15 protein-coding genes are annotated in these 22,954 nt (G+C 64.6%); 2 read left to right on the forward strand and 13 right to left on the reverse strand.

Going from position 1 to position 22,954, the window contains the following annotated elements; all coding sequences use genetic code 11:
• Window positions 1-715: 715 nt before the first annotated feature.
• Both NUH19_RS03020 and NUH19_RS03025 read right to left on the reverse strand, forming a co-directional pair.
• Entirely contained in the window at window positions 716-1,483 is a 768-nt protein-coding gene (locus tag NUH19_RS03020; RefSeq protein ID WP_262315087.1) for a CPBP family intramembrane glutamic endopeptidase, read from the reverse strand.
• Window positions 1,473-2,333: an AraC family transcriptional regulator gene (locus NUH19_RS03025; RefSeq protein ID WP_262315088.1), complete on the reverse strand. Its 861-nt coding sequence runs from the start codon at window positions 2,331-2,333 to the stop codon at window positions 1,473-1,475. Before NUH19_RS03025 ends, NUH19_RS03020 begins: the two co-directional genes overlap by 11 nt.
• Window positions 2,334-2,457: 124 nt before the next feature.
• On the opposite strand from NUH19_RS03025, the gene NUH19_RS03030 reads away from it, so the two are divergent.
• Both NUH19_RS03030 and NUH19_RS03035 read left to right on the forward strand, forming a co-directional pair.
• Window positions 2,458-3,966 carry a glycoside hydrolase family 1 protein gene (locus NUH19_RS03030; RefSeq protein ID WP_262315089.1) on the forward strand — a complete coding sequence of 503 codons (1,509 nt, stop codon included), beginning with the start codon at window positions 2,458-2,460 and terminating at the stop codon, window positions 3,964-3,966.
• The gene (locus tag NUH19_RS03035) at window positions 3,959-5,161 is read left to right on the forward strand and encodes a PTS transporter subunit EIIC (RefSeq protein WP_262315090.1); all 1,203 of its coding nucleotides are present in this window, start codon (window positions 3,959-3,961) and stop codon (window positions 5,159-5,161) included. Before NUH19_RS03030 ends, NUH19_RS03035 begins: the two co-directional genes overlap by 8 nt.
• Window positions 5,162-5,223: 62 nt before the next feature.
• Here the strand turns inward: NUH19_RS03035 and uidA are convergent, their stop codons facing one another.
• The 11 genes from uidA to NUH19_RS03090 form a co-directional block, all read right to left on the reverse strand.
• Complete coding sequence (gene uidA / locus NUH19_RS03040; protein ID WP_262315091.1) at window positions 5,224-7,017, reverse strand: beta-glucuronidase; 1,794 nt, start codon at window positions 7,015-7,017, stop codon at window positions 5,224-5,226.
• Window positions 7,010-9,421 (reverse strand): glycoside hydrolase family 95 protein, encoded by a 2,412-nt coding sequence (locus NUH19_RS03045; RefSeq protein ID WP_262315092.1) that lies wholly within the window; start codon window positions 9,419-9,421, stop codon window positions 7,010-7,012. Before NUH19_RS03045 ends, uidA begins: the two co-directional genes overlap by 8 nt.
• A gap of 22 nt (window positions 9,422-9,443) precedes the next feature.
• Window positions 9,444-10,028, reverse strand: a complete 585-nt coding sequence (locus NUH19_RS03050; protein ID WP_262315093.1) for a hypothetical protein — start codon at window positions 10,026-10,028, stop codon at window positions 9,444-9,446.
• The gene (locus NUH19_RS03055) at window positions 10,025-12,313 is read right to left on the reverse strand and encodes a glycoside hydrolase family 95 protein (RefSeq protein WP_262315094.1); all 2,289 of its coding nucleotides are present in this window, start codon (window positions 12,311-12,313) and stop codon (window positions 10,025-10,027) included. Before NUH19_RS03055 ends, NUH19_RS03050 begins: the two co-directional genes overlap by 4 nt.
• An 82-nt stretch (window positions 12,314-12,395) precedes the next feature.
• Window positions 12,396-14,585, reverse strand: coding sequence for an alpha-galactosidase (locus NUH19_RS03060; RefSeq protein ID WP_262315095.1), 2,190 nt, complete (start codon window positions 14,583-14,585; stop codon window positions 12,396-12,398).
• A gap of 17 nt (window positions 14,586-14,602) precedes the next feature.
• Window positions 14,603-15,472, reverse strand: coding sequence for a glycoside hydrolase family 43 protein (locus NUH19_RS03065; protein WP_262315096.1), 870 nt, complete (start codon window positions 15,470-15,472; stop codon window positions 14,603-14,605).
• On the reverse strand, window positions 15,459-16,625 hold the full coding sequence (locus NUH19_RS03070) for a GDSL-type esterase/lipase family protein (protein WP_262315097.1): 1,167 nt from the start codon (window positions 16,623-16,625) through the stop codon (window positions 15,459-15,461). The genes NUH19_RS03065 and NUH19_RS03070 overlap by 14 nt, the downstream gene beginning before the upstream one ends.
• The gene (locus NUH19_RS03075) at window positions 16,609-18,786 is read right to left on the reverse strand and encodes a glycosyl hydrolase family 95 catalytic domain-containing protein (protein WP_262315098.1); all 2,178 of its coding nucleotides are present in this window, start codon (window positions 18,784-18,786) and stop codon (window positions 16,609-16,611) included. Before NUH19_RS03075 ends, NUH19_RS03070 begins: the two co-directional genes overlap by 17 nt.
• An 8-nt stretch (window positions 18,787-18,794) precedes the next feature.
• On the reverse strand, window positions 18,795-20,687 hold the full coding sequence (locus NUH19_RS03080; protein ID WP_262315099.1) for an alpha-amylase family protein: 1,893 nt from the start codon (window positions 20,685-20,687) through the stop codon (window positions 18,795-18,797).
• A gap of 321 nt (window positions 20,688-21,008) precedes the next feature.
• On the reverse strand, window positions 21,009-21,917 hold the full coding sequence (locus NUH19_RS03085) for a carbohydrate ABC transporter permease (RefSeq protein WP_262315100.1): 909 nt from the start codon (window positions 21,915-21,917) through the stop codon (window positions 21,009-21,011).
• A gap of 12 nt (window positions 21,918-21,929) precedes the next feature.
• Window positions 21,930-22,901: an ABC transporter permease gene (locus NUH19_RS03090; RefSeq protein ID WP_262315101.1), complete on the reverse strand. Its 972-nt coding sequence runs from the start codon at window positions 22,899-22,901 to the stop codon at window positions 21,930-21,932.
• Window positions 22,902-22,954: the final 53 nt, after the last annotated feature.

Below are 22,954 nucleotides of genomic sequence, written 5' to 3' on the forward strand. Positions count from 1 at the left end.
AGGAATGCGGGGCTTTTTTGTGTGGTCCAAGCGGCGCCGAGCGGGAATAGCCGGACACGTCGGGTGGGGTTGGGCCTTGAGCCGAGTACCGGTGCGTCGTTAGCCACTTCCGCGCTGTGCGGCTACGAACCACCTAACCAAAAACGTCGCGTGATAACGTGGCTTGGCTATCAGGTGACAGACAAACATGTTCATGCTAGAATGAGGGTACAGAAAAACGCGGTGCTGCCAACACCGCGGGATACACATATCCTCGTACGACCGTTTTGGAACGGTGGCGAGTCAGGCGACAAAGAAAACCGCGAGACTTCGGGAAAAGTTTAGCGCGGTTTTTCTTTGTCCTATTTTGGTTCCCCGGGGTTCCGGGACGCCGTCTTCCAAGTCGCGGCCGCGATCAGAAGCGTCGCCAGCGTTCCGCCTAGCTCGCTGATGGCATGCGAGTTGGCGGTTAGCCAGTTCCAGACGGTGCCAATCAATGCACACCAGTCGCTTACGTACAAGATGGACACACCTTTGGTCGGATTGCTGATCGGATGATGTTGCCACCATTCGGTCACCTCCTTTCGTCGGTTGGACCACCGCTCTTCACTTTCGTACTGGCGTCATTGTATCATGCATCATAAAGTTTTGTACATGAACCCATCGTTGCCTCGTTTTCTAAACAAAAAAGGCCCAGACGGCCGCCGCAGTGATCCGTCCGTGCCGTTACTTCCGCTCAGTCTCCCCGCAGCCCCAGTGCCGCCAGCGCGGCGTCCTTGGGGGTCCTCAAAAGCACCACCCAGGCCGCGGCGGCGACGAGCAGGTCCAGCGCCAGCATCACGCCGTACAGCGTCCCCGACTGCGGACCGCCGCCGGCCGCGTTGAAGACGGTCGCCACATCGACGACGGCATGCAAGGCGATGCCCCACAGCAGGCTGCCGGTTTTCAGGTACACGGCCGCGTAGGCGAAGCTGAAGGCCAGGGCCGCGACCCCTTGGGCCAAGATGGCGTAGCCGGACATCCCGGTCAAAGACATCACAAGCGTCATGCAGGCCTCCACGATGCCGCCGATCAACACCGCGTACCACAGCCGGTCCCGGCGCAGCATGCTGGGCAAGAGCAGGCCGCGAAACAGTCCTTCGCGCAAGGCGGCCCCGACCAGGCTGTACAAAACGGTCCCGGCCGCCACCGCCGCGGTTTGCTGCACCGCCCCCCAGCGCGTGGTCGCCGCCAGGATCACTGCGACGCCAAGCGCCGGCAGGCTCAGCCACCCCGCCGTGCGGCCGTCGTGCCAGGCCAGCCGCCAGCTCACGGAAAGCGTCAGCCAGTTGAACAGGCCCAGCGCCAACAGCGCCACCACCTCGGCCAGGGTCGCCGCCCAGATGGTCTCGCCCAGCCCGTAGCCCAAGAGGCCACCGGCGATCGTGAACACCAGATACACCAAGACACAGACCAGTGCGGCCCAGCCGCCGCGGTGGTTCGCCACAAACTGCTTATATTTCATCGTTATTCTCCTTGGACGCGCGTTTGGCGCGGTATTGAGTGGGGGCTTGCCCGAACGCCCGGGTGAAGCTGCGGGAAAAGGCCAGCGGGTCGACGTAGCCGACCGCCTGGGCGATCTGCTGCACGGGAAAGCTCGTGCGAGCCAGCAGGTCGGCCCCTTTTTGTAGCCTGAGGCCGACCAGGTACTGCTGCGGCGACACCCCGATGCCGTCCTTGAACAGCCGGTACAAGTAGCCGCGCGACAGGTTCAGGTGCCCGGCGACGTCGACGACGCTCAGCGGCCGGTCGTAGTTGGCCTCAAGGAACGCCTGGGCCTGGCGCAAGTAACGCGCCTGGCGCGGCAGCGGCGTCACCTGCTGCGGGTGTTCCCGGGCCAGCCAGTACAGCAGCCGGTAGAGCTCACCGGTCAAAAGCAGGTCGTGATCGGCGTCAGCCGGCGCCTGGGCCAGCGCCATCAAGGCATGCAGCTGCTTGACGAACTGGGAGTCGGGGTCGCAGTGCAGGTAATTGGCGGTGGTCAACGCGCTGCGGCCCAAGTACGAGGTGACCTTGGTGCCGCTCATGCCCAGCCAAAAATATTCCCACGGGTTGGTGGCGTCGGGCCAATAGGCGGTCGGCACGTTGGGCGGCAGCAGGAAGCAGTCGCCCGGCCCCAGTACGACGGTGTGGCCGTTGCAGGCGAAGCTGCCCTTGCCGCGCAGCACGTAATGAATCACCGCGTTGCCCTTGAGCATCTGCCCGTTGGACGTCGCGTTGGGCCCATGCGCCAGGCCGCAGAAGTCGAAGTTCAGATCCATCTGCGTGGCGGCGTAGGCCTTGAAAAAAAGTTCGTCCGGTCGCAGCTTGACCATCCGACTCGCCTGCCCTTCTCAGTACATTTTGCCATGTCCACAGCACATTGGACACTTCTATTCTACCCGTTGTGCCGCTATGATGAAAGGGTATTCAGCAATCATACGCAGGAGGAATGACAAGATGACTGAACTTCCAAAGGGATTTCTGTGGGGCAACTCGGTGTCGAGCATGCAGACCGAAGGCGCCTGGAACGAAGACGGCAAGGGCCCGTCCGTATATGACATTCGACCATCAAGTGAGCATCAGTCCGACTGGAAGGTCGCGACCGACAGCTACCACCGCTACCGCGAGGACTTCGACTACATGAAGGACCTCGGCATGACCTGCTACCGGTTCCAGATTTCCTGGAGTCGCGTTTGCCCGGACGGCGACGGCGCCTTCAACGAGGCCGGCATCGCCTTTTACGACCGCTTCATCGACGACCTGCTGGCCCGGGGCATCCAGCCGATGATCTGCCTGTATCACTTCGACATGCCGCTGCACCTCGCCCAGGCCTACCACGGCTTCGCCGACCGCCACGTGATGGACGCCTTCGTGCGGTTCGGCAAGGAGATGATGGACCGCTTCGCCAACAAGGTGAAATACTGGCTGACCTTCAACGAGCAAAACCTCTACCACATGGGCGCGTTCGGGGCCGCCGGCGACCTCGACGGCGACTACAACGTGCATCAGCTGTACTTCATCGAACACCACATCATGATGGCCCACGCGCGGCTGGCCAACTACCTTCACGCGACCTACAAGCAGGCGCAGATCGGTGGGATGCTGGCCTACATGCTGTACTACCCAGCGACTGCCAAGCCGCACGACGCCTTCGTCGCCCGGAAGCAAGACGAGTTTTTGAACCAGAACCTGCTGCAGCTGTTCTCAACCGGTACCTACTCCAACGAGGTGCTGGCCGAGATGCGCCAGTTCGGCATCGACGACGTGTTCCAACCCGGCGACCTCGAGGAGCTCTCGCACCTGAGAAGCGACTACATCGCCTTCAGCTACTACTACTCCAACGTCTTGAACGGTGACAAAATCACGCCGGACATGCCGGTGTATCAGTACCACGACGTCGGCACCGAGGCCAACCCCTACCTCAAGGCGACCGCCGAGTGGCACTGGCAGATCGACCCGCTCGGCTTCCGCTACTGCATCGACCAGATTTACAGCAAGACCCACCTGCCCGTTTTCCCAATCGAAAACGGCATCGGCGTAATCGAGGAATGGGACGGCCAGCACCCGATTCAAGACGACTACCGCGTGGTTTACCACCGCGCCCACATTCAAGCGATGAAAGACGCGATACAATACGAGGGCATCCCGATCCTCGGCTACCTGGGCTGGGGCCTGATCGACATCCTCAGCTCGCAAGGCGACATGCGCAAGCGCTACGGGCTGGTCTACGTCAACCGCACCAACCACGACCTGCGCGACCTCAGCCGCAGCCCCAAGAAGAGCTACGCCTGGTTTAAGCGGGTGATCGCGACCAACGGCCGAGATTTATCGGATCTAACGCCTAGCGAGGCAGCCGTTGGCGGCGCCGCTCTTTCGAATCTAACGCCTGGGGAGGCAGCCGTTGACGGCGCCGCGCGGCCGGGCGAGACCACCGAGCCGGCGGATGGAACCGCGCGTCATGACTGACCGCAGTCTGGAGGGCCGGGTGGTCGCCTTCTCCGGCTGGCTGGACCACCACCCGCTGCCCCAGGCCTTTCGCAGCGCGACCTGGCCGCTGAACCCAATCACACTGGCGCTGAGCGTCTTGGTGCTGGCCACGCTTGGGCTCAACGCGCTGGGGGCGGCCACCGCGCTGGCCGCCCCGCTGCACCAAGGCGTCGCTAGGCTGCTGGCGCTGACCGGGCCGCTGGCCGCCGCCTTGGCCGCCAAAAGCCTGGCGGAGACCTGGCACGAGGACGCCTTGATGAGCGCCGTCGCCGCCTTCGGCCTGGCTTACCTCAACCAGCTGGCCGCCCCGCAAGCGGCCGGGCTGGGCATTTTGACCGGCATCGCCGCGGGGCTCGCGTTTGGCCTGCTCAACCACGGCCTGAGCCTGGTTGCGATGCGGCTTCGGCTGCCGGCCGGCGCCGTGCCGCCCAACGCGCTGGCCTTCTTGCAGGGGCTGATCGCGCCGCTGGCGACGGTGCTGGCGACCGCCGGGGTCAGCCTGCTGACCTGGCAAATCGCCGGCACCACCTGGTGGCAGCTGGGGGCGACCTGGCTGGACCGGCCGCTTCTGTGGGTCACCACTAGCATCGGCGGCTACCTGCTCTTGTACAGCTTCGCCAACCTGGTTTACACCCGCGGCATTCACCAAGGCGTGATCTCCGGCACCCTGACGGAGCCGTTCATCACGATTGCGCTGGCGGAGAACCTCGCGGCCTGGGCGAACGGCCAGCCGCTGACCCACACGGTGACCACCGCCTGGCAAGTCAGCTTCACCCAGCTGGGCGGCAGCGGTGCCACCCTGGCGCTGGTCTTGGCCACCCTGGTCGCCAGGCAGCCGCGGCTGCGCGAGCTCGGCCGCGTCGCGCTGCCGGCCGGGATTTTTGAAATCAACGAACCGATCATTTTCGGCTACCCGATCGTCCAAAACCGCGCGATGACCATCCCCTTCCTGCTGGTACCGGTGGTCAACGGCCTGGTGGCCTACGCGGCGACCGCAGCCGGCTGGATCGCCCCGACGATGATTGCGCTGCCGTGGATCACCCCGCCGGTCCTCAGCGGCTTTCTGGCCACCGGTGGCGACTGGCGAGCCGCGGCCTTGCAGCTGGTGCTTTTGCCAATCGGCGCCTTGATCTACCTGCCGTTCATGCACCTGGCCGCCACGGCCACCGATTGATCACACCAAAAAGCAGCCTGGTTCCGCAATCCTTTCGCGGAGCCAGGCTGCTTTGTTGTGGCCTAGCGCTTGTACCCGAAGTCCGGCACGGCCGCCCAGCGGTCCTTGAAGTAATGCGCCGCCATCTTGGGCCGGCGGTCGCGGGTGAACAGCCCCTTCTTGTTGCCGTCGACGCGCAGGGTGCCTTGGATCGTGGCGAAATCCGCGAAGTTCCAGGCCTGCTCGCCGATCACGAACGGGTAGCGGTCCAGCACCGCGTTGAGGCGCCGGTAGTAAGCGACTTGGAACTCCTCGTCGAACATCCCGGGCACGACGTTGTGCAGCCCGGCAATCGTGTCGGCGCCGTACTCCGTCAGCATCACCGGCTTGTGCTGGGCCGCCCACCAGTCGAGCTCGACCGCCAGCGCATCGCAGGCGGCATCGAGGTCGCCGGACAGGTTGTACCAGCCGTAGTAGCGGTTCAGGCAGACCACGTCCATCGTGCGGGTGGTCAGGTCTTTTTGGTAGTCGTTGGGGTAGCTGACGCCGGTCACCGGTCGGCTCGCCGGGTCGCTGACATGCGCGAGCTCGTACAGGCGGTGAAAATAATCCCGGGCGAGCGTCGGGTGCTGATCCAGCGCCGCCTCGTTGGCCAAGGACCACATCACGACGCTCGGGTGGTTCTTGTCGCGGGCGATCATGTCCTGCAGCGTCTTGGCGTGGTTGGCGTAGATTGCCGGGTCGCGGTAGGCCCGGCCGTCTTGGCCCCACCCAAGCCCCACCGCCGGCACCTCGTCGATAATCACGATGCCGGCACGGTCGCACAGGTCGTACATCTCCTCGGCGTAGGGGTAGTGGCTGGTGCGAAAGGAGTTGGCGTTCAGCCAGTGGATCAAGTCGACGTCCAGCACGTTTTGGCAGTCGTCCTCACCGCGGCCGTGAACCGCCGCGTCCTCGTGCTTGCCAAAGCCCTTGAAGTAAAAGGGCTCGCCGTTGATCAAGAGCTTGGTGCCGCTGACTTGGACGGTGCGAACCCCGACGGCCAGCTGGTAGCGGTCGGCTGCGGCCGTCACCGTCACCTGGTACAGGTACGGCTTGCCCGGGGCCCAGAGGTGGGCGTTTTGCAGCCGCAGCACCCCATTGGGCCCCGTCGCCTTGGCGCAGATCACGCCGGCCTGGTCCTGGACCGTCACGCTGACCGCAGTCGCCCCGCTGGTGGTGACCGAGTAGCGCAAAAGCCCGGTGGTGCCGTCAAGCGATGGCGTCACGGCGACGTCTTGAATGTAGGTCTGCGGCGTGGTGTACAGGCAGACCGGCCGGTGGATGCCGGCGAAGTTGAAAAAGTCGAAGTTCGGCCGGTTGAACGGGGCTCGCCGCGCCTCGGCGACGTCGATGCTCGGCACCCCGGACGGCTGGTAGGCCGCCTGGGCCTCCGCCGGGCTGGTGCCCACCGGCAGCGTCGTGAAGTCGATGCGGTTGTCCACCGCCACGGTCAAAAGCGCCCCTTCCGGCAGCGGCAGCCGCGCGGTGAGCTCGAACTCGAAGGGCAAAAACCCGCCGCGGTGCTCCCCGAGCAACTCGCCGTTCAAGAAGACCTGCGCCCGGTGCGTGACGCCGCCGAAGCGCAGCCACACCCGCTGGGTCAAAAAGGCGCTAGGCACGGTCAGCCGGGTCTGATACACCGCCCAGCCGTAGTGGTCGCGGTAGGCCGCCGTTGCTTTTTGGCTGTTGTACGAACCCGGCACCGCCATCGGCGTCGGGTCCGGCAGCGGGTGGCGAACCCAGGCCGAATCGAAGGTCTCACCGGCCAACTGAAAGTCCCAGACGCTGGGCAAGCTCAGCACCGTTCGCGCCTTGTTGGCCTCTGGCTTAAGCATCGGCCACCTCCTGCAGCGTCGCCTTCGCCGCATCGTACACCAGCGTCTTGGTCTGTCCGGCCTCAAGCGTCACCTCAAGCGCCGCGCCTTGGTAGGCCACGGTGCGGGTGACGTCGCGCGTGGCCGACAACGTCGCTTGGGTCAGCTCGCCGTTGCGCCACACCAGCGCGTAGTCGATGCCGGCCGCCGAACGCAGGCCGTGGCAGTCACCGTCCCGCCAGCTGGGCAAGAGCACCGGCAGCAGCTCGTCGACGCCGCGGTGGCCCTGCAACAAGGTCTCGGCCAGCCCGGCGGCCCAACCCATCACCGCGTCGATCTGCAGCGTCTCTTCGGTGAAGAAGTTGGCGCCAAGCCCCGCATGCAGCGACGCCTCGTTGAGGTAGCAGGCCGTGCGGTCCTTGAACCGCGCGTTCAAACACAGGTTCCAGGCACTCGGCCACTGGCCGGTCGCCGCGCCGTTGCGCTGGCGGCGGTCCAGCGACGCCTTGGCCGCGGCCATCAGCTTGGGGTCGTGGGTCAACACGCTGCCGGGGTATGCCCCGACCAGGTGGGACACGTGCCCCATCCCCGGGGTACACTCGGCGAAGTCTTGCTCCCACTCCTGCAGCTGGCCGTAGCGGCCGATCTGAAAGCTCGGCAAATGTGCCGCGACGGTCGCGACCGCCGGCAGCTCGGGCTGGTTCAGGTCGCGGCAGGCGGCCTGATAGTCGTCAATCAGCTCGCGAATCAGGCTGAGGTCCATGGTCGAAATCTTGGACACCGCGGCAAGCGCCGGGTGATCCGGCGAAAAGCGGCTGGTCTGGCGGATCTGCTCGAGGTCTTCGGCGTTGTCACGCACCGTGTGGCCCGGCAGCACGAACTTGTTTTCCGGCGACAAAGACGGCGCCGTGACGTAGGCACCAAGCGCGTCGTCCCACACCACGAAGTCGCAGACGAACTGCATCGCCCCGGTCAAGACCGGCATCATTTTGGCCAAAAAGGCGCCGTCCTTCGTGTAGGTGTAGTGCGTCCAGATGTGCTGGGTCAGCCACAGCCCGGCGGTCGGCCACCACGCCCAAGACGCGTCCTCGCCGGCGACGTCGGCCATCCGCCACAGGTCCGTGTTGTGCCAGACCATCCAGCCACTCGAGCCGATCAGGTGCTCAGCCGCCCGGTGGCCGGTCACGGCCAGCTCTTGCAGCATCGCCATCAAGGGCTCGTGGCACTCGGAAAGGTTGAGGTTTTCGGCGATCCAGTAGCACATCTGCACGTTGATGTTGGTGGTGTAATTAGACGCCCACATCGGACACGGGTTGGCGTTCCAGATGCCCTGCAGGTTCATCGCCTGGCTGCCCGGCCGCGAGCTTGCGATCATCAGGTACCGCGCGTATTGCATCACTAGGGCGGAGAGGCTCGGGTCATCCATGGTGGCAAAGGCGGCCAGGCGCTTGCTGGTCGGCCAGATGTCGGTGCTGGGCCCGGCCACCCGCAGGCCGAAGCGGTCGGCGAGCTGGCGGTAGTCGGCGACGTGCCGGGCGGTCAGGGTGGCCCAGTCGCGGGTGGCGGCCTGAGCGACCACCGCCTGGGCGGTCTCGACCAAAGGCTGCACGGCCAAGTCGCGCGGTTGTTGGAAGCCGGCGTAATTGGTGGTCGCGCTGACCAGCACCTCGACGAAGGTGGCGCCGTGAACATAGGTGCGAACCGCGTCTTGCGTCAGGGTGCCGTCGGTGGCGGCCACCGTGGCCACCGCGCAAAAGCGCAGCGCGTGTGAGCCTGCTTCGTAAACCATGCGCGGTGAGTACTGCGGCCAGTAAGACTCGACTTGATCCGGGGCCCGGCCGGTGACCGCCAAAGTGTCGGCACTCAGGTGGCGGCTTTCGTGGCGCAGCGGCGAGTCAAGCGCCAAGGACAGGTCGAACGGCGCCGGGCTCTGGTAGCGAATCCCGACCACGTTGTCGGGGTGCGAGACCCAGTAACTGCGCGTGAACGGCTGGCCGGCCTGCTTGAAGCTGACCGTGGCGACCGCCGTGTCGAGGTCCAGCTCGCGGCGGTAGTCGGTGACCAGCCGCTCGCCGGCCAGCCGGCGCTTTTGCTCGGCGTCGCGCCAGTTGCTGGTGTTGCCCAGCGTCAGGTGGACATGGGCCAGCGGCAGGTAGGCCGCACTCCAGCACCCCACCATGTGGTCGTTAATCAAGTCGTTGGCCGCGCGGAACTGACCGGCCAGGGTCAGCCGCCGGGCCGCTTCAAAATGGGCCCGGGTCTCGGGGTTGAACGTGTCGTGTTCTGCCCCCGACCACAGCGTGTCGTGGTTGATCAACACATCGTCATGCACGGGGTCGCCGTAGACCGTGGCGCCAAGCGACCCGTTGCCCAGCAGATGCGCGTCTTCAAAGCGCGTCGCCGGGGTTTGTTCCATTAGCTTCATGATTGCCTCCTTGGCGTCGTGTTCACAGCACGGCGGCGATGGCCGAAGCCACCGCCTGCCCCACCACCTGGTTGCCGGTCTCGGTCAGGTGCAGGTGGTCGGCCCCCTTGTAAAACCGCGGTCCGGCAAGCGCCACCTGGTACAGGTCGTCGATGGCCACCCCCCGGGCGGCCATCACCGTCGTCGCCGCCTGGTTGTAGGCGACCACCCAGTCGTTATCGTAGTGAATCATCGCGCCGGTGCCGGTGTTGTCGACCGCCGCCCCGCTGCGTTCGATCGGCAGGCTGGTGGCGAACAGCAGCGTGTGGCAGTGGGCCAACAGCAGCTCGGCCAGCCGGTCCAACTGGTAGCCGTACTCGGGCAGCGGCCGCAGCGGGGTCGCAAGCGGCGGCTCGATGTTCATGTCCCAGTACCCGTTGTTCCAGTGGATGACGTCAAAATCCCCGGCCGCAGCCAGCAGCTGGTTGGCCTGATACAGCGTGTAGGTGGTGTCGCGGCCGTTGTCAGCCGGCGCCACCACCTCGGCCTTGCCGGCCAGCTTTGCTTTGACCACGTCTTGGTAGCCCATGCGAATCGAGTCGCCGAGCAGCAGCACCCGCGGCGTCATTGCGGCGCCTCCGCGTCGGCCGCGGCGTTGCTTGTGGTCTCGGCCGCACCGGCGATGGTCCCAGCGGCCGTGGTGCCGGCCGCGGCCCCGTTCGTTGCGCCCGCACCCGCGGTACCGCCGGTGACGGCGACCGGTGCCTCGTGAATCTGGTAGTCGACCAGCTTGTGGTCGGCCCAGGTGATATCGATGGTGCGACCGGCCGTCAGGCGCAGCCCGGCGACGTGGCCGTTGGTCCAGGCCGCCGGCAGCGCCGGCAGGATTTTCAAGCCGTCTTCGCGGTCTTGCACCAGCATGTTGGCGATGCCGGCGGCGCCGCCGAAGTTGCCGTCAATCTGAAACGGCGGGCAGGAGTCCCACAGGTTGTTCAACGTCGACCCCTGAAGCAGCCGCTGCACGAAGGCGCCGGCCTTATCGCCGTCGCCCAAGACGGCGTAGAGGCTGATCAGCCAAGCACAGCTCCAGCCGATCTGGTCCTTGACGTCCAGGTTGGCCAGGCGGTGTTCGATCAGCTTGCGGCAGGCTTCCTGCAGGTCCGGGCGCTTGCTGAACAGGTCGCCGGGGAACAGGCCCCACACCGGCGTCATGTGCCGGTGGCCGGGCTCCCGCTCCGGGAAGGCGCGGTTCCACTCCAGCAGCCGGCCGTCTTCGCCGACCTCAACGTCCGGGTAATGCGCGAGTTTGGCGGCAAACTCGGCAATCAGCGGATCGTCAATCGCCAGAATCTCGCAGGTGCGGCGGAAGTCGCGGAAGGTGCTGCGAACCAGTTCGCGGTCCAGCGCCACGCTTTCGGTCATGCCGGCGAAGTTGCCGCGCGGCGTGATGAATTGGTTTTCAGGCGAGCTCGAGGGGCAGGTCGTGTAGGTGCCGTCGCCGCGGTCGACCAGCCAATCGTTCAAGAAAAGCATCGCCTCGCGCAGCATCGGGTAAACCGTACCCTTAAGGTAGGCCTGGTCCTTGGTGTAGCGGTACTCTGAAAACAGCTCGCTGGCCAGCCACGCGCCGCCCATCGGCCACATCGCCCACCACACGGCGATGCCGCTGGCCGATTGGTCGCCGAAGTTGATGCCGACCGGGTTGGTGCTGCCCCAGGCGTCGATGTTGTGATGCGCGACAAAACCCTTGGCGTGGTAGTTGATCGCCGCGGTTTTTTGACCCTCGGTCACGATTTTGCGCATCAGGCGCAGGTACGGCGGAAAGGCCTCCTCGAGGTTGCCGACATGGGCCAGCCAGTAGTTCATCTGCAGGTTGATGTTGACCGTCCAATTGCTGCTCCAAGGCGCCCTAAGCTGCCAGTTCCAGATGCCCTGAAGCGTCGGCGGCAAGGCGCTGTCTTCTCTGGCCGAGGCGATCAGCAGGTAGCGCCCGTACTGGAAGTACAGGCTGACCAGCCCGAGGTCGGTGGCGCCGTCACGCACCCGCGCCAGCCGCACGTCGGTCGGCGCGGTTTCGTCGGCCGTCTGGTCAAGGTTCAGCGCGACGCGGCCGAACAGCCGCTGGTAATCCGCCACGTGCTGGGCCTTCAAGGCGGCGTAATCGCCGGCAAGCTGGGGCTTTCGAACGCAGGACACCGCGATCACCGTGTCGTGGCTGTCGTGAACGTCCAGCGTCCCGTGGTAGGCGTTGACCCGGCCGTCGGTGGCGAGAATCCGCACCGCACCGGCGAAGCGAATGCCGCGGGTGCCTTGGATCACGGCCTGCGGGGCCTCCCAGTGGTACTCGGGATCCACGTGTTCCGGGCACTGACCGCTCAGACTCAGCGTGTCACCCGCCGCCTCAACGGTCACCGCCAGCTCGGATTCGAACTTGAGCTGGAAGGACTGCGGCCCCTGCAGGCGAATGATCAGCGCCTGGGCCGGATGGCTGACGAAGGCCTCGCGGTGCAGGTGAGCCCCGCCCATGTCGTAATCGACGCTGGCCACCGCAGTCGTCAGGTCCAGGCTGCGGTGGTAGTTGGTCACGATGCTTTGGTTGAGCCCGTCGATGATCAGGTTGCCCATGGGCAGGTAGGACTCGTTGTTTTCACCCAGCAAGGACTGGGCGATCACGGCCTCGGCCTTTTCGTACTGCTGGTCAAAAATCAGCCGCCGCACCTCTTGCAGGTGAGCGAAGGCCTGCGGGTTGTTCTTGTCACGCGGGTAGCCGGACCACAGCGTTTCCTCGTTGAGGCCGATCACCTCGCGGCCGACCGTCCCCCAGACCATCGCACCGAGGCTCCCGTTGCCCAGCGGCAGGCTTTCCTCCCACTGAAGCGCCGGGTGATCGTAATGCAGCAATAAGTTGGTCATGTTCATTCCTCCAATGTCTCGTCGCGACCTAACGCCCGAACGCCCGGGGTTACCCCCAGGCGTTGTGCGACGCTTGCCGCCCTTAGTTGACTTGGTGCAGGCTCAAGACCCGCGCCTGAAAATCGTGGTTGATGCCGGCGTCGATGAACAGGCCGTAGTTCATCAGCTCATCGCCCGGCAGCTTGAGGCCGTCGATCTCGTAGGTCGCTGCCGGATCCAGCCCCCACAGCCGCAGCTTGACGTGCGGCCGGCTGGCGCTGTTGAGAATCTGGAAGAAGAACAGCAGCGCGTCTTTGCGGTCCGGGCTGACGAACATCCAGGCGCAATCGTTGGTCTCGTACGGGCTGAGCAGCCGGTAGAAGTCGCCGAACTGAATCAGCTGGCGGTGGGCCTTGTAAAACTTGATGCCGGCCGCCACTTCCGGCAGGTCGGTGCGGTCTTTTTGGCCCAGGTCCATCATGATGCCCAGGTTGCCCGAGGCAGCGGTGGCAAAGCGCGTCGAAAGGTCCGTGATGCGCCCGACCTGCTGGTTGGGCGACTCGGAGACATGGGCGCAGATCATCGAGGCCGGATACAAGAGGCTGGTGCCATACTGAATCTTCAGCCGCGCGATCGCGTCGGTGTTGTCGGAGGCCCAGCTTTGCGGCATGTAGTAGCACATCGCCGGGTCGAAGCGGCCGGCGCCGCCCGAGCAGTTTTCAAAGAGGATCTGCGGGTAACGGGCGGTCAGCTTCTCCAAAAACTCGTACAGGCCCAGGATGTAGCGATGCGCGGTTTCCTTTTGATGATCCGCGGCGCGTCCGACCGAGGCGACCTCGGTCAGGTTGCGGTTGAAGTCCCACTTGACGTAGGTGATTGGCAATTCATCGAGAATCGCGGTCATCTGGCGGAAAATCTCGGCTCGCACCTCCGGCCGCGAAAAGTCCAGCACCAGCTGGTTGCGACCGCGCGAGCTCGGGTAGCCGGCGACGTGAACGTGCCAGTCGGGATGGGCCCGAAACAGGTCGGAGTCCTCGGAAATCATCTCGGGTTCAAACCACAGGCCGAACTGCATCCCGCGGTCGACCGCGGCCTTGGCGACCCCGGCCAATCCCTGCGGCAGCTTGTCGCGGTCGACTTGCCAGTCGCCAAGCGACGTGGTGTCCGAGTTGCGCTTTTTGAACCAACCGTCGTCCAGCACGAAGAGCTCGACGCCCAGCTTGTGGGCGTTGTCGATCAGATCAACCAGCTTGTCCTCGTTGAAGTTGAAGTACGTGGTCTCCCAGTTGTTGGCCAGAATCGGGCGCTGGGCGTCGCGGTACTGCCCATGGGCCAGCCGCTCGCGGTACAGGTGGTGGAAGGTGTTGGACATGCCGTTCAGGCCCTTGTCGGAGTATACGTAGACCAGCTCCGGGGCCTGGAAGCTGGCACCCGGTTCCAGCTGCCACTCGAACTCGTAGGGGTTGATGCCGGCCAACACCCGGGTCTGATCGAAGGCGTCGACCTCCGCGGCGATGCGGAAGTTGCCGGAGTAGACGAAGTGAAAGGCGTGAACCTCGCCTTGGAACTCGTCGGTGTTGGGGCTGCACAGCGCGATGAACGGCTGCTGGGCGACGGAGCTTGCGCCGCGCTTGCTGTCCAGCACGTGGATGCCGGCGGCCAAGTGGTCGCGCCGCAGCTGCTTCTCGTTGGCCCAGGCGCCTGGCAGCTGGATCATGTCGTAGTCCGAATCCGTGAAGTCGAAGCACCCAGACATCACCTTGTTGAGCCGAATCAGCGTGTCGCCCTCGTTGTCCACCCGGGCCGTGCGGGTCACGACGTTGCGGTCGGCGTAGATGGTGTAGCTCAAGACCACGGCGACGTGGCGCAGCGCGTCCTTGAGCGTGATGTTGAGCGTCTGCGCCTCGCTGTCGGCCTCGACGTAGGTGGCCGGCAGCCCGGTCAGGCGAGGCTTGCCGGCGACGATCTCGTGGTGGTCGTAGGTCAAAGTGGTCGCGTTGGTGCCGTCTGCGTAGGTGAACTCAAAGGCGGTTTCGCGGTAGTCGCCGGCCCCGTCGCCCGGGTACTCCTGCGGCCACAGGTCCAGGGTGAAGCCCTGCAGGCGCTTGTCCGGGACGTTCGGTGAGAAGCTCGACCGCCCGTCGTGCGGGTAGGGCTGGCTTTGGGCGAAGCGGCGAATCCGCTTGCCGGAATAGACATGCACCAGGTAACCGCCCGGCAGGACCTCCATCACGTAGCTGATCTGGTCGTTGTATAGGTGAAACTGCTGCTTTTGGGAATCAAACTCAATCATATTTACTCTCCAACTTTCTAACGACGTATACTTGGCTGCCCGTCTCGAATCTCGAACGGGTAAAAATGCGGCCGCTCCCGCAGCTGGTCGTTCGGCGCGTGAAGCGTCAACAGCGCCTGGCCAGCCAGCGTCTCAAAGACCATGGCGTGACCACCGTCTCGGCCAAACACCGGCACCGGGCACTGGCGCCAGGGGCCAAGCACCGATTCGGTGTCGGACCGCGCCGCCAGCAGCAGGTACTTGCCCTCACCGTAGGACGACCACAGCATGAACAGCCCCTGCGGCCGCTGCACCAAGAACGGCCCGTCGGTGACATAAGCGGCCGCCTTCGTTGCCGTCGCGGCCTCAAAGGGGGTGACGCTGACGCCGTCGGAGCCGTGAAACAGCACCTGCGGCTCCCCGATTGCCCGGGTGAGGTCGGGCGCCAGCTCCTGGACGCAGATGGTGCCGTCTCGCGCCTGCAGCCACTCGTGGCAAAACACCAGGTACGGGGTGCCGTTTTCCACCCACAGCGTCCCGTCGAGACACTCCCAGTCCGGCGGCGTCACCGGGCCGGCGGTCAGCGGCTTGAAGGGCCCGAGCGGTCGGTCGCCCACTAGAATCTGGGTCCCCCGGGCCCGGCCCGGGGCCTTGAAGGTCGCCAGCATCACGAAGCGGTCGCCGTAAGCCGACACCTCCGGGGCCCAGTAGTTCTCCGTCGCCCAGAAGTCGCCGCGGTTTTGAAAACAGGTCACCGGCCCGAGCCACTCGCTCAAGTCGCGGCTGACGTAGCCGTCGAAGCCGTCGGCCGGCCCCCAGGTCGTCGCGCCGCGGGTGCCGTACAAGTAGTAGCGGCCGTGATCCACCAGGACGTACGGGTCTCGCACATTGATTTCATCGAGTCGCATGGCGTCCTCCCTTCAGCCAAGCCGCAACCGCCGGCGCGGCGGCCAGCTGCCGGGCCATCAGCGCCCCGGCGGCCGGCGTCGGGTGAACGTGGTCGCCCGAGTCGTTCTCGGCCAGGTCGCGCGTCGGGTCCTGCGGGTCGGCGACCGCCGCGGCGAGATCAACGCTCGCCCCGAAGCGGCCGGCCACAATCGCTTGGTTCAGCGTCTGCCGCACCGCCTCACGGGCCGGGGTGTGGTAATCGGACCCGCCGAACGGCAGTAAGGTGCTGACCACCGCCGGCACCCGCGCCGCGGCCACAATCGCCTGCAGCTTGGCAAACCCGGCGAGCAGGGCCGCCACGGGTACCTCCTGTTCGACCGGTGCCCATGGGCCCGGCTGCACCAGGTCGTTGATACCCAACAGCACGACGGCCAGGTCTTGGGGGCCGGCCCCACAGGCGGCGAGCTCGCCGGCCGCACGGTTCACCGCCGCCGTGCCGTACTGATTGCCGACCCCTTGGCTGGGATCGGTGTCGCGCAACACGCGGTTGCCGGACACGCCGAGGTTGACGATGGCAAGCCCGGGCCAGTTTTGCGCCAGGGCCCCGAGGAAGTACCCCTGCTGGGTGATCGAATCCCCCAGCGCGATCAGCCGCCGCGGCGCCGGGGCCGGCACCAACAGCGCCTGCAAGCCGTACAGCACGAGGGCATGCGGGTCGTTGGCGGCCAGGGCGAACAAGTCGCGCGAAGCCACCGCGGCCCCGGCCGCGTCTCGATGCGCCACCTGCACCAACGTCTTGTCGTAGGTCCAAGTCAGCGTCTCAACGGTCGCGGCCACCGCGGTCAGCGTCACCGTCAGCCGGTGCGGCCCCGAACCGGTCAACCCAATTGCGTCGCTGTCCAGGACGCCGCCGGCCGGCACGGTCAACGTCGCGCCGCCGCCTTGCGTCACCGGCAGCGCCGCGGCGTCAGGGGCCGCGGCGTCTTGTACCGTCGCCGCGGTGAACACCAAGGGTTGGGTGCCGAACGCGTTGCTCAGCCGCAGCCGAACGCTTGGGGCAACCACCGGGGTCGCCAGGGTAATCACTTGGGTATCATAGGCCAGGTGAGTCGGCACCGTGTGGTAATCCAGCGGGTGCAGGCTCCAGATGGGAACGTCAGATTTTGTCGTCAATTGAGCTCGCTTCTTCCTTGGGTTCGTGAATCTTGTGGGCAACCAACCGGTGGTCGCGCCAGGTCAAGTCGACCGTGCGGCCGCCTTTGAGGCGCAGGCCGGTGACGCTGCCGTCGCGCCATTCGGCAGGCAGCGCCGGCAGCAGGCGAACGCCTGCGCCGTGGTCTTGCACCAGCATGTTGGCGATGCCGGCGATGGCGCCGAAGTTGCCGTCGATTTGAAACGGGGGACAGGAGTCCCACAGGTTGGCCAGGGTGGACTGGGCCAGCAGGTTGCGGACGAAGCGTCCCGCCTGCTCCCCATCCCCCAAAATCGCGTACAAGTTGATCAGCCAGGCGCAGCTCCAGCCGATCTGCTCGGTGGAATGGGCGACCCTAGACTCGATCAGCTTGCGGCAGGCCACCTGGCGCTTGGCGTCGTTGGCGAACAAGTCGCCGGGGTACAGCCCAAACACCGGGGACAGGTGGCGGTGGCCGGGCTCACGCTCCGGCAGCGGCTTCCCCCACTCGAGCAGCCGCCCGTCTGCCCCAACGCGGGTCTCTTGCAGCCGCGCTGCCTTGGCCGCGACCTCCCGCGTGAAAGCGTCGTCGAGGCCAAGCGCCGTGGTCGTTCGCAGAAAATCGCGGAAGGTGGCCGCGGTGAGCTCGAGGTCCAAGGCGACGCCAGCGGTCCAGGCCGCCGGCTCGCCGTCGGGCAGCAGGAACTGGTTTTCCGGCGAATCGGCCGGGCAGGTGGTCAACTGGCCATCCGGCGCCTCAACCAGCCAGTCGCACAAGAAGGCGCTGGCTTCTTTGAGCACCGGGTAAACTTCCGCGGCCAAAAAGGCGCGGTCCTTGGTGTATTCGTAGTGCTTGTAAAACTCCTGGGCCAGCCACACCCCGGCCATCGGCCACATCCCCCACCAGACGCTGACGGCGTTGCCCTCGTGGTCGCCGTAGTTGATGCCGACGGGGTTGGTGTTTTGCCAGTAATCGAGGTTGCAATGGGCGACGAACCCCCGAGCGTGGTAGTTGATCCGCGCCGTTTTTGTGCCCTCCTTGACCACCCCGTGCATGAAGTCGACGAACGGCGTGAAGCAGTCCAGCAGGTTGCAGCTTTGAAGCGGCCAGCAGTTCATCTCGAGGTTGATGTCGGTGGTCCAATTGCCGCTCCAAGGGGCTCGCAGCTGCCAGCTCCAGATGCCCTGCAGGTTCGGCGGCAGGCTGCCGGGCCGGGCACTTGCGATCATCAGGTAGCGCCCGTACTGAAAGTACAAGGCGACTAGGGCCGGGTCGCTGGCGCCGTTTCGCACCGCGGCCAGCCGCAGCGGCACCGGCAGGTCGGACTGGGGCCCCAGGTCCAGGCTGACGGTCGCAAACAGCCGGCGGTAATCCGCGACGTGAACGCTTAGCAGCTGGTCCCAGGTGGCCCCGGCCGGCAGCCGCGCCGGCTTCACGAACTCGACGGCCAACAGCGTGTCGCTCGCGTCCCTGACCTCGAGCATCTGGTCGTAGGCGTAGGTGCGGCCGTCGGTGTGAAGCAGCCGCACGGCGCCTTGGAAGTGTTGGCCGCGCGTCCCCTGAAGGATTGGCGCCGGCACGTCCCAGTTGTACTCGGGCTCGACGTGTTCCGGGCACTGCCCGGTGATGGTCAACCCGGTGCGAGCGGCGACCACCGCGTGTTGCAACAGCGAGCTGAACCGCACCTGAAAGGACTGGCGCCCGGTCAGGTGAATCAGGATCGCCTGGTGGGGAAAGCTCGCGATCACCTCGCGGCGCAAGTGTTCCCCGTTCATGTCGTAGCTGACCGTGGCCGTCGCCGTGGCGAGGTCCAACACGCGGTGGTAGTTGCTTGCGACGTGCTGGTTGAGAAACTCGAGTTCGAGGTTGCCCAGCGGCAGGTAGGACTCGTTGTTCTCCCCCAGCATGTGGGCGGCCATGATCGCCTCGGCCTCGTGGTTGCGCCCGGCCTGAATCAGCCGCCGCACCTGCGCCAGGTACTGGAAGGCCGAGGGATTGTTCTTGTCGCGGTAGTAGCCCGACCACAGCGTCTCCTGGTTGAGCCCGATGCGCTCAACGCCGATGCCGCCCCAGACCATGCCACCGAGGCTACCGTTGCCGACCGGCAGGGTTTCCTCCCACTGCCGGGCCGGCTGGTCGTAGTTCATCTCAAGTTCGGCCATGTCGCACCTCAATCGGCGATTTGGAAAATCAGCGTCTCCTTAGGGGCCAGGGTCGCGGTCAATAGGGCACCGGCCACCACCGGCTGGTTGTGCCACAGCTCGGTGATTGCGCCGTGCTGCCCGACGCCGACCGTCGCCAGGTCCAGGTTCAAGGCCGCCGGCTCCGACAGGCTGTAATTGAAGCAGGCGACATAGGTGGCGTTCGTGTCACGCGCGTAAAACACCGTGGCCGAGGCCTTGCCGAGCAGCGGCTCACCCACTGGGCGGAAGGCCAGCTCCTTTTTGACCAGTGCCATGATTGAGGCGTTGCCAAAAATCGCCTCGGCGTTGGCCCTGGCCTGTGGCACCGCGAAGTCCTCTGAAATCAGCTTGAGCCCGGAGATCAGGCCGGTCGAAAAGCGCGTCTTGGCCTCGGCCAGGCTGATCGAATCGGAGTCGTTGCTGTGGAACAGCACGATGTGATCCGGGTCGTTGTAGGCGAACTGCCGCCCCTGCAGCCACCACAGGTAGGTCATCGAGTTGTTGACGTACTCGGATTGGTCCAAGGCCCCGAAGGCGTCGCAGGAAATGCGCCGGGCGTGGCCGTAGCCGCCGGGGAAAATCGGCGCGATCGACAGGCTGATGAACATATCGTAGCCGATGCGCTCAGGCGCAAGCCGGGCCGTGATCTGCTTCATCGCGAAGTTGTAGGCTGCCATGCCGGTGGTGATCGACGGGTCGTAGAACGCCCCCTCGCGGCTGGCGTGGCCGAGAAAGTCGATTTTGACGAAGCGGAAACCCCAGGCGACGATGCGATCCAGGTCATATTGCAGGTGCTGGATGGTGCCGGGGTGGGTCGGGTCCAGCGAGTACAGCCCATCGACCGGCGGCAAAATGTTGCCGGCGTGGTCGCGCAGCACAATGTCTTTGAGCCGGTAGTTGTCATCGGTGCCGGAGACGTATTCGTCGAAGTTGCCCCCGGAGATGAACGGCGCCAGGTAGGAGCCGGCAATTTGGCCGTTCGCCTGCAGCCGCGCCGGCAGCACCTTCATGCGGTCGGTGAACTTGTTCCAGCTGGCGTCCAGGTTCAGCCACTGGCTGCCGTTGGCGTCGCTGAATTCCTTGTGCTGGGCCAGGTAATCCGCGGAGGTCAAGAAGCGCTCGTAGGTGATGTTGCCCATGAAGGCGGCCCAAGTGTTCCACCCCACCGGCACCGGGTGCGACCAGGTCAGCGGCGGTTGCACGACCTGCAAGGCGTCGCCCAGCTTCGCCAGCCCCGCCTGAAAATCAGCGAACTGGCCGACGAAGAACCGCGCGGAGCTGACCGTCGTGCCGCTCACGGTGCCGTGAACCGCCCCGTCGAAGTCGCGCGTCACCTCGCTGGTGGCCCCGGAGTAGATCTGCACCCGCGCCGTTTTGGCATCCACCACGTCGATGGCGGACTTCCACGTATCGTGGTCGACGGCGCCGACCACCAGCCCGGCGTTGCTGCCGCTTGCGTGAAGCGCCGTGAAGCCGTAGCTCTCCCGGGCCGCGTTCAGCGGGTAATCGACGAACTTCGCCCACTTGTCGTTGTCAAACGGCACGGCCAGCATCCGCCAGGCCTCGGTGCCGGCCAAAGTCGCGGTCAAGCCGACCTGGCGCAGCGCCACGGTCGCGCCGGCGCCGCCGGTCACGCTGACCTGCACCAGCCCGGTGGTCGCGTTCAACGCCGCGGCGGTGACCGTCGCGGTGCCTTCGCTCAGCGAAAACGTGGTCGCGGTGGCGGCCAGGGTGCGATCCCCGAAGGCGACGGTCGTGGCGGCCGCCACCGGCGTCTCAGTCGGCGTCAGGCGAACGCCGGTCGCCGTCACGGCAAAAGGTGCCAGGGCCTGGAGCTGCCAGGCGCCGTTAATCGTCAGCGTTTGATCTTCCATCTTCATCAGCGATAACTCCTTATTGAATGCAACAGACAACAGTGACAAAAACTAGGTTCAGCGGTGCTTGGCAACACGCGAGTCGAGGGGTTGACTTGCGCATTGCCAAGCATCGCCTTTCGAGTGGGCGTCGAAAGGCGAGCCCGACCAGGCGCGGTGAGAAGACGCTGCGCCTGCGCAGCCGCGGCCGCTAGGGAACAGCCGCGGGTGCTAGATGTGGTTGAAGGTGTCGCCGAGGCTAAAAATCTTTCCGTTCGCTACTTGAGCGTTAACAGTTGATGGCGACACGCGACTGTGTCAGGCAGAGGCCCGGATTTTCGGATGCAGTTATGCCTTGACGGCCCCGAGCATCATGCCCTTGACGAAGTACTTTTGGACGAACGGGTAAACCATGATGATCGGCACGGAGGACACGATGGTCGCCGCCATGCGGATGCTGTCTGGGGTGACCGCCTGGGCCGCCGTCGCGTTCTTGACCGCGGCCTTGGAGGCGTCGCCGGTGGCGTACTGGTTCAGGATTTCAACCAGGATCGCCTGCATCGGCTTGAGGCTTTGTGACGAGGTGTACAAGTAGGCATCAAACCAAGAGTTCCACTGCCCGACCGCCACGAACAAGGCGACGGTCATCAGGATTGGCTTGGACAGCGGCACGACGATTTTGAAGAAAATCGTCAGGTCAGACGCCCCGTCCAGCCGGGCCGATTCGAACAGGTCCTCCGGCAGCGTGTCGATGTAGCTGCGAATCAAGATCATGTTGTAGACGCTCAAGGCGCCTGGGATGATGAAGACCCAGAAGTTGTTGATCAAACCGAGGGCTTTGATGATCATGTAAAACGGCACCAGGCCACCGCCGAAGTACATGGTGAAGATGAAGATCATGGTCAAGGTCTTGCCACCGTAGAAGTCACGCCGCGACATCACGTAGGCCAAGGCCGCGGTGACGAACAGCGAAACCGGGGTGCCGATCAAAGTCCGGGCCACGGTGACCTTGATGGAGTCCAGGAACTCCACGTTTTGCAAAATGTTGGTGTAGCTGGCCAGGCTGAACTTGCGCGGCCACCAGTAGATGCCGCCGCGAACCGCGTCGGTCGCGTCGTTGAACGACACGATCAAAACGTTCCAAAACGGGTACAAGGTGACCAAGAGGACCAGGGCCAACACGACCCACTTGACGATGTCCAAGACGACGTCGCCCTTGGAGGAACGTGCGAAGTATTTGTGCAATTTTTCCGTCATGATGTTCCCCCCTTAGAAAAGCGCCGCGTCGCTGTACTTCTTGGACAGCTTGTTGGCAAAAATCACAAGCAAGAAGGACACGACGGCCTTGAACAGCCCGACGGCAGTACCGTAGGAGTACATGCCGTTGACCATCCCGTAACGGTACGAGTAAGTGTCCAGCACATCGGCGTAATTCAGAATCGAGGAGTTCTGCAACAGCAGGATCTGCTCGAAGCCGGTGTTGAGGATGCCACCGATAGAGAGAATCAAGAGGATCATGATGGTCGGCTTGAGGGCCGGCAGCGTGATGAAGCGAATCTTCTGCGAGCGGGTGGCGCCGTCAATGTCGGCCGCCTCGTACTGCTCCTGGTCGATCCCGGAAATCGCCGCCAGGTAGATGATGGCGTTGTAGCCCATCCCCTTCCACATGTTGGCAATCGCGAGGATCCACCAGAAGTACTTCCCGTTTTGGAAGAACAGAATCTCCTTGGTGGTGATGTGCAGCGCCTGCAGGATGTCGTTGATAATCCCGTTGGCGGAGAACATGGTCAAAATCAGGTTGGCCGCGACAACCCAGGAAATGAAGTATGGCAGGTAGGATGCGGTCTGGATGCCCTTCTTTGCCCAACCGACGCGAACCTCGTTGAGCAAGACGGCGATGATAATCGGCATCGGGAAGCCGAACAGCAAAGACAGCAGGCTGACGCCCAAGGTGTTGCGCATGATCAGCCCGAAGTCGTTTTCAAAGAAGTACTTGAACCAGTAGAGCCCGACGAACGGCGCGTGGGTCAGATCCGAGATGTAGCCGTTGGAACTTGAGCTGTAGTTGGTGAAGGCCATGTAAATCCCGGACATTGGCGCGTAGTTGAACAAAATGACACAGACGATGGCGGGAAAGGCCAAAAGCCATAAGTAGCGCTGGTCGACGATGGTTTTCCAGCCATTCTTCTTCTTGTTCGGGTGCGTCACTTGAGTCGTCGGTGCCGGTGTTGCGTTATCCATAAACTCACTCCTCTCTATGAATAAAGCTTGAGGGGTTAGCCTCAAGCTTTACA

Source organism: Lacticaseibacillus parakribbianus, from assembly GCF_025490915.1.
GTDB lineage: Bacteria > Bacillota > Bacilli > Lactobacillales > Lactobacillaceae > Lacticaseibacillus > Lacticaseibacillus parakribbianus.

Excerpts from the sequence above, each read along its gene's own strand:
- NUH19_RS03025 (WP_262315088.1), bottom strand. The coding sequence starts at position 2,333 with ATGGTCAAGCTGCGACCGGACGAACTTTTTTTCAAGGCCTACGCCGCC.
- NUH19_RS03065 (WP_262315096.1), bottom strand. The coding sequence starts at position 15,472 with ATGCGACTCGATGAAATCAATGTGCGAGACCCGTACGTCCTGGTGGAT.
- NUH19_RS03080 (WP_262315099.1), bottom strand. The coding sequence starts at position 20,687 with ATGAAGATGGAAGATCAAACGCTGACGATTAACGGCGCCTGGCAGCTC.
- NUH19_RS03060 (WP_262315095.1), bottom strand. The coding sequence starts at position 14,585 with ATGATTGAGTTTGATTCCCAAAAGCAGCAGTTTCACCTATACAACGAC.
- NUH19_RS03020 (WP_262315087.1), bottom strand. The coding sequence starts at position 1,483 with ATGAAATATAAGCAGTTTGTGGCGAACCACCGCGGCGGCTGGGCCGCA.
- NUH19_RS03050 (WP_262315093.1), bottom strand. The coding sequence starts at position 10,028 with ATGACGCCGCGGGTGCTGCTGCTCGGCGACTCGATTCGCATGGGCTAC.
- uidA (WP_262315091.1), bottom strand. The coding sequence starts at position 7,017 with ATGCTTAAGCCAGAGGCCAACAAGGCGCGAACGGTGCTGAGCTTGCCC.
- NUH19_RS03085 (WP_262315100.1), bottom strand. The coding sequence starts at position 21,917 with ATGACGGAAAAATTGCACAAATACTTCGCACGTTCCTCCAAGGGCGAC.
- NUH19_RS03035 (WP_262315090.1), top strand. The coding sequence starts at position 3,959 with ATGACTGACCGCAGTCTGGAGGGCCGGGTGGTCGCCTTCTCCGGCTGG.
- NUH19_RS03075 (WP_262315098.1), bottom strand. The coding sequence starts at position 18,786 with ATGGCCGAACTTGAGATGAACTACGACCAGCCGGCCCGGCAGTGGGAG.
- NUH19_RS03090 (WP_262315101.1), bottom strand. The coding sequence starts at position 22,901 with ATGGATAACGCAACACCGGCACCGACGACTCAAGTGACGCACCCGAAC.
- NUH19_RS03030 (WP_262315089.1), top strand. The coding sequence starts at position 2,458 with ATGACTGAACTTCCAAAGGGATTTCTGTGGGGCAACTCGGTGTCGAGC.
- NUH19_RS03045 (WP_262315092.1), bottom strand. The coding sequence starts at position 9,421 with ATGAAGCTAATGGAACAAACCCCGGCGACGCGCTTTGAAGACGCGCAT.
- NUH19_RS03055 (WP_262315094.1), bottom strand. The coding sequence starts at position 12,313 with ATGACCAACTTATTGCTGCATTACGATCACCCGGCGCTTCAGTGGGAG.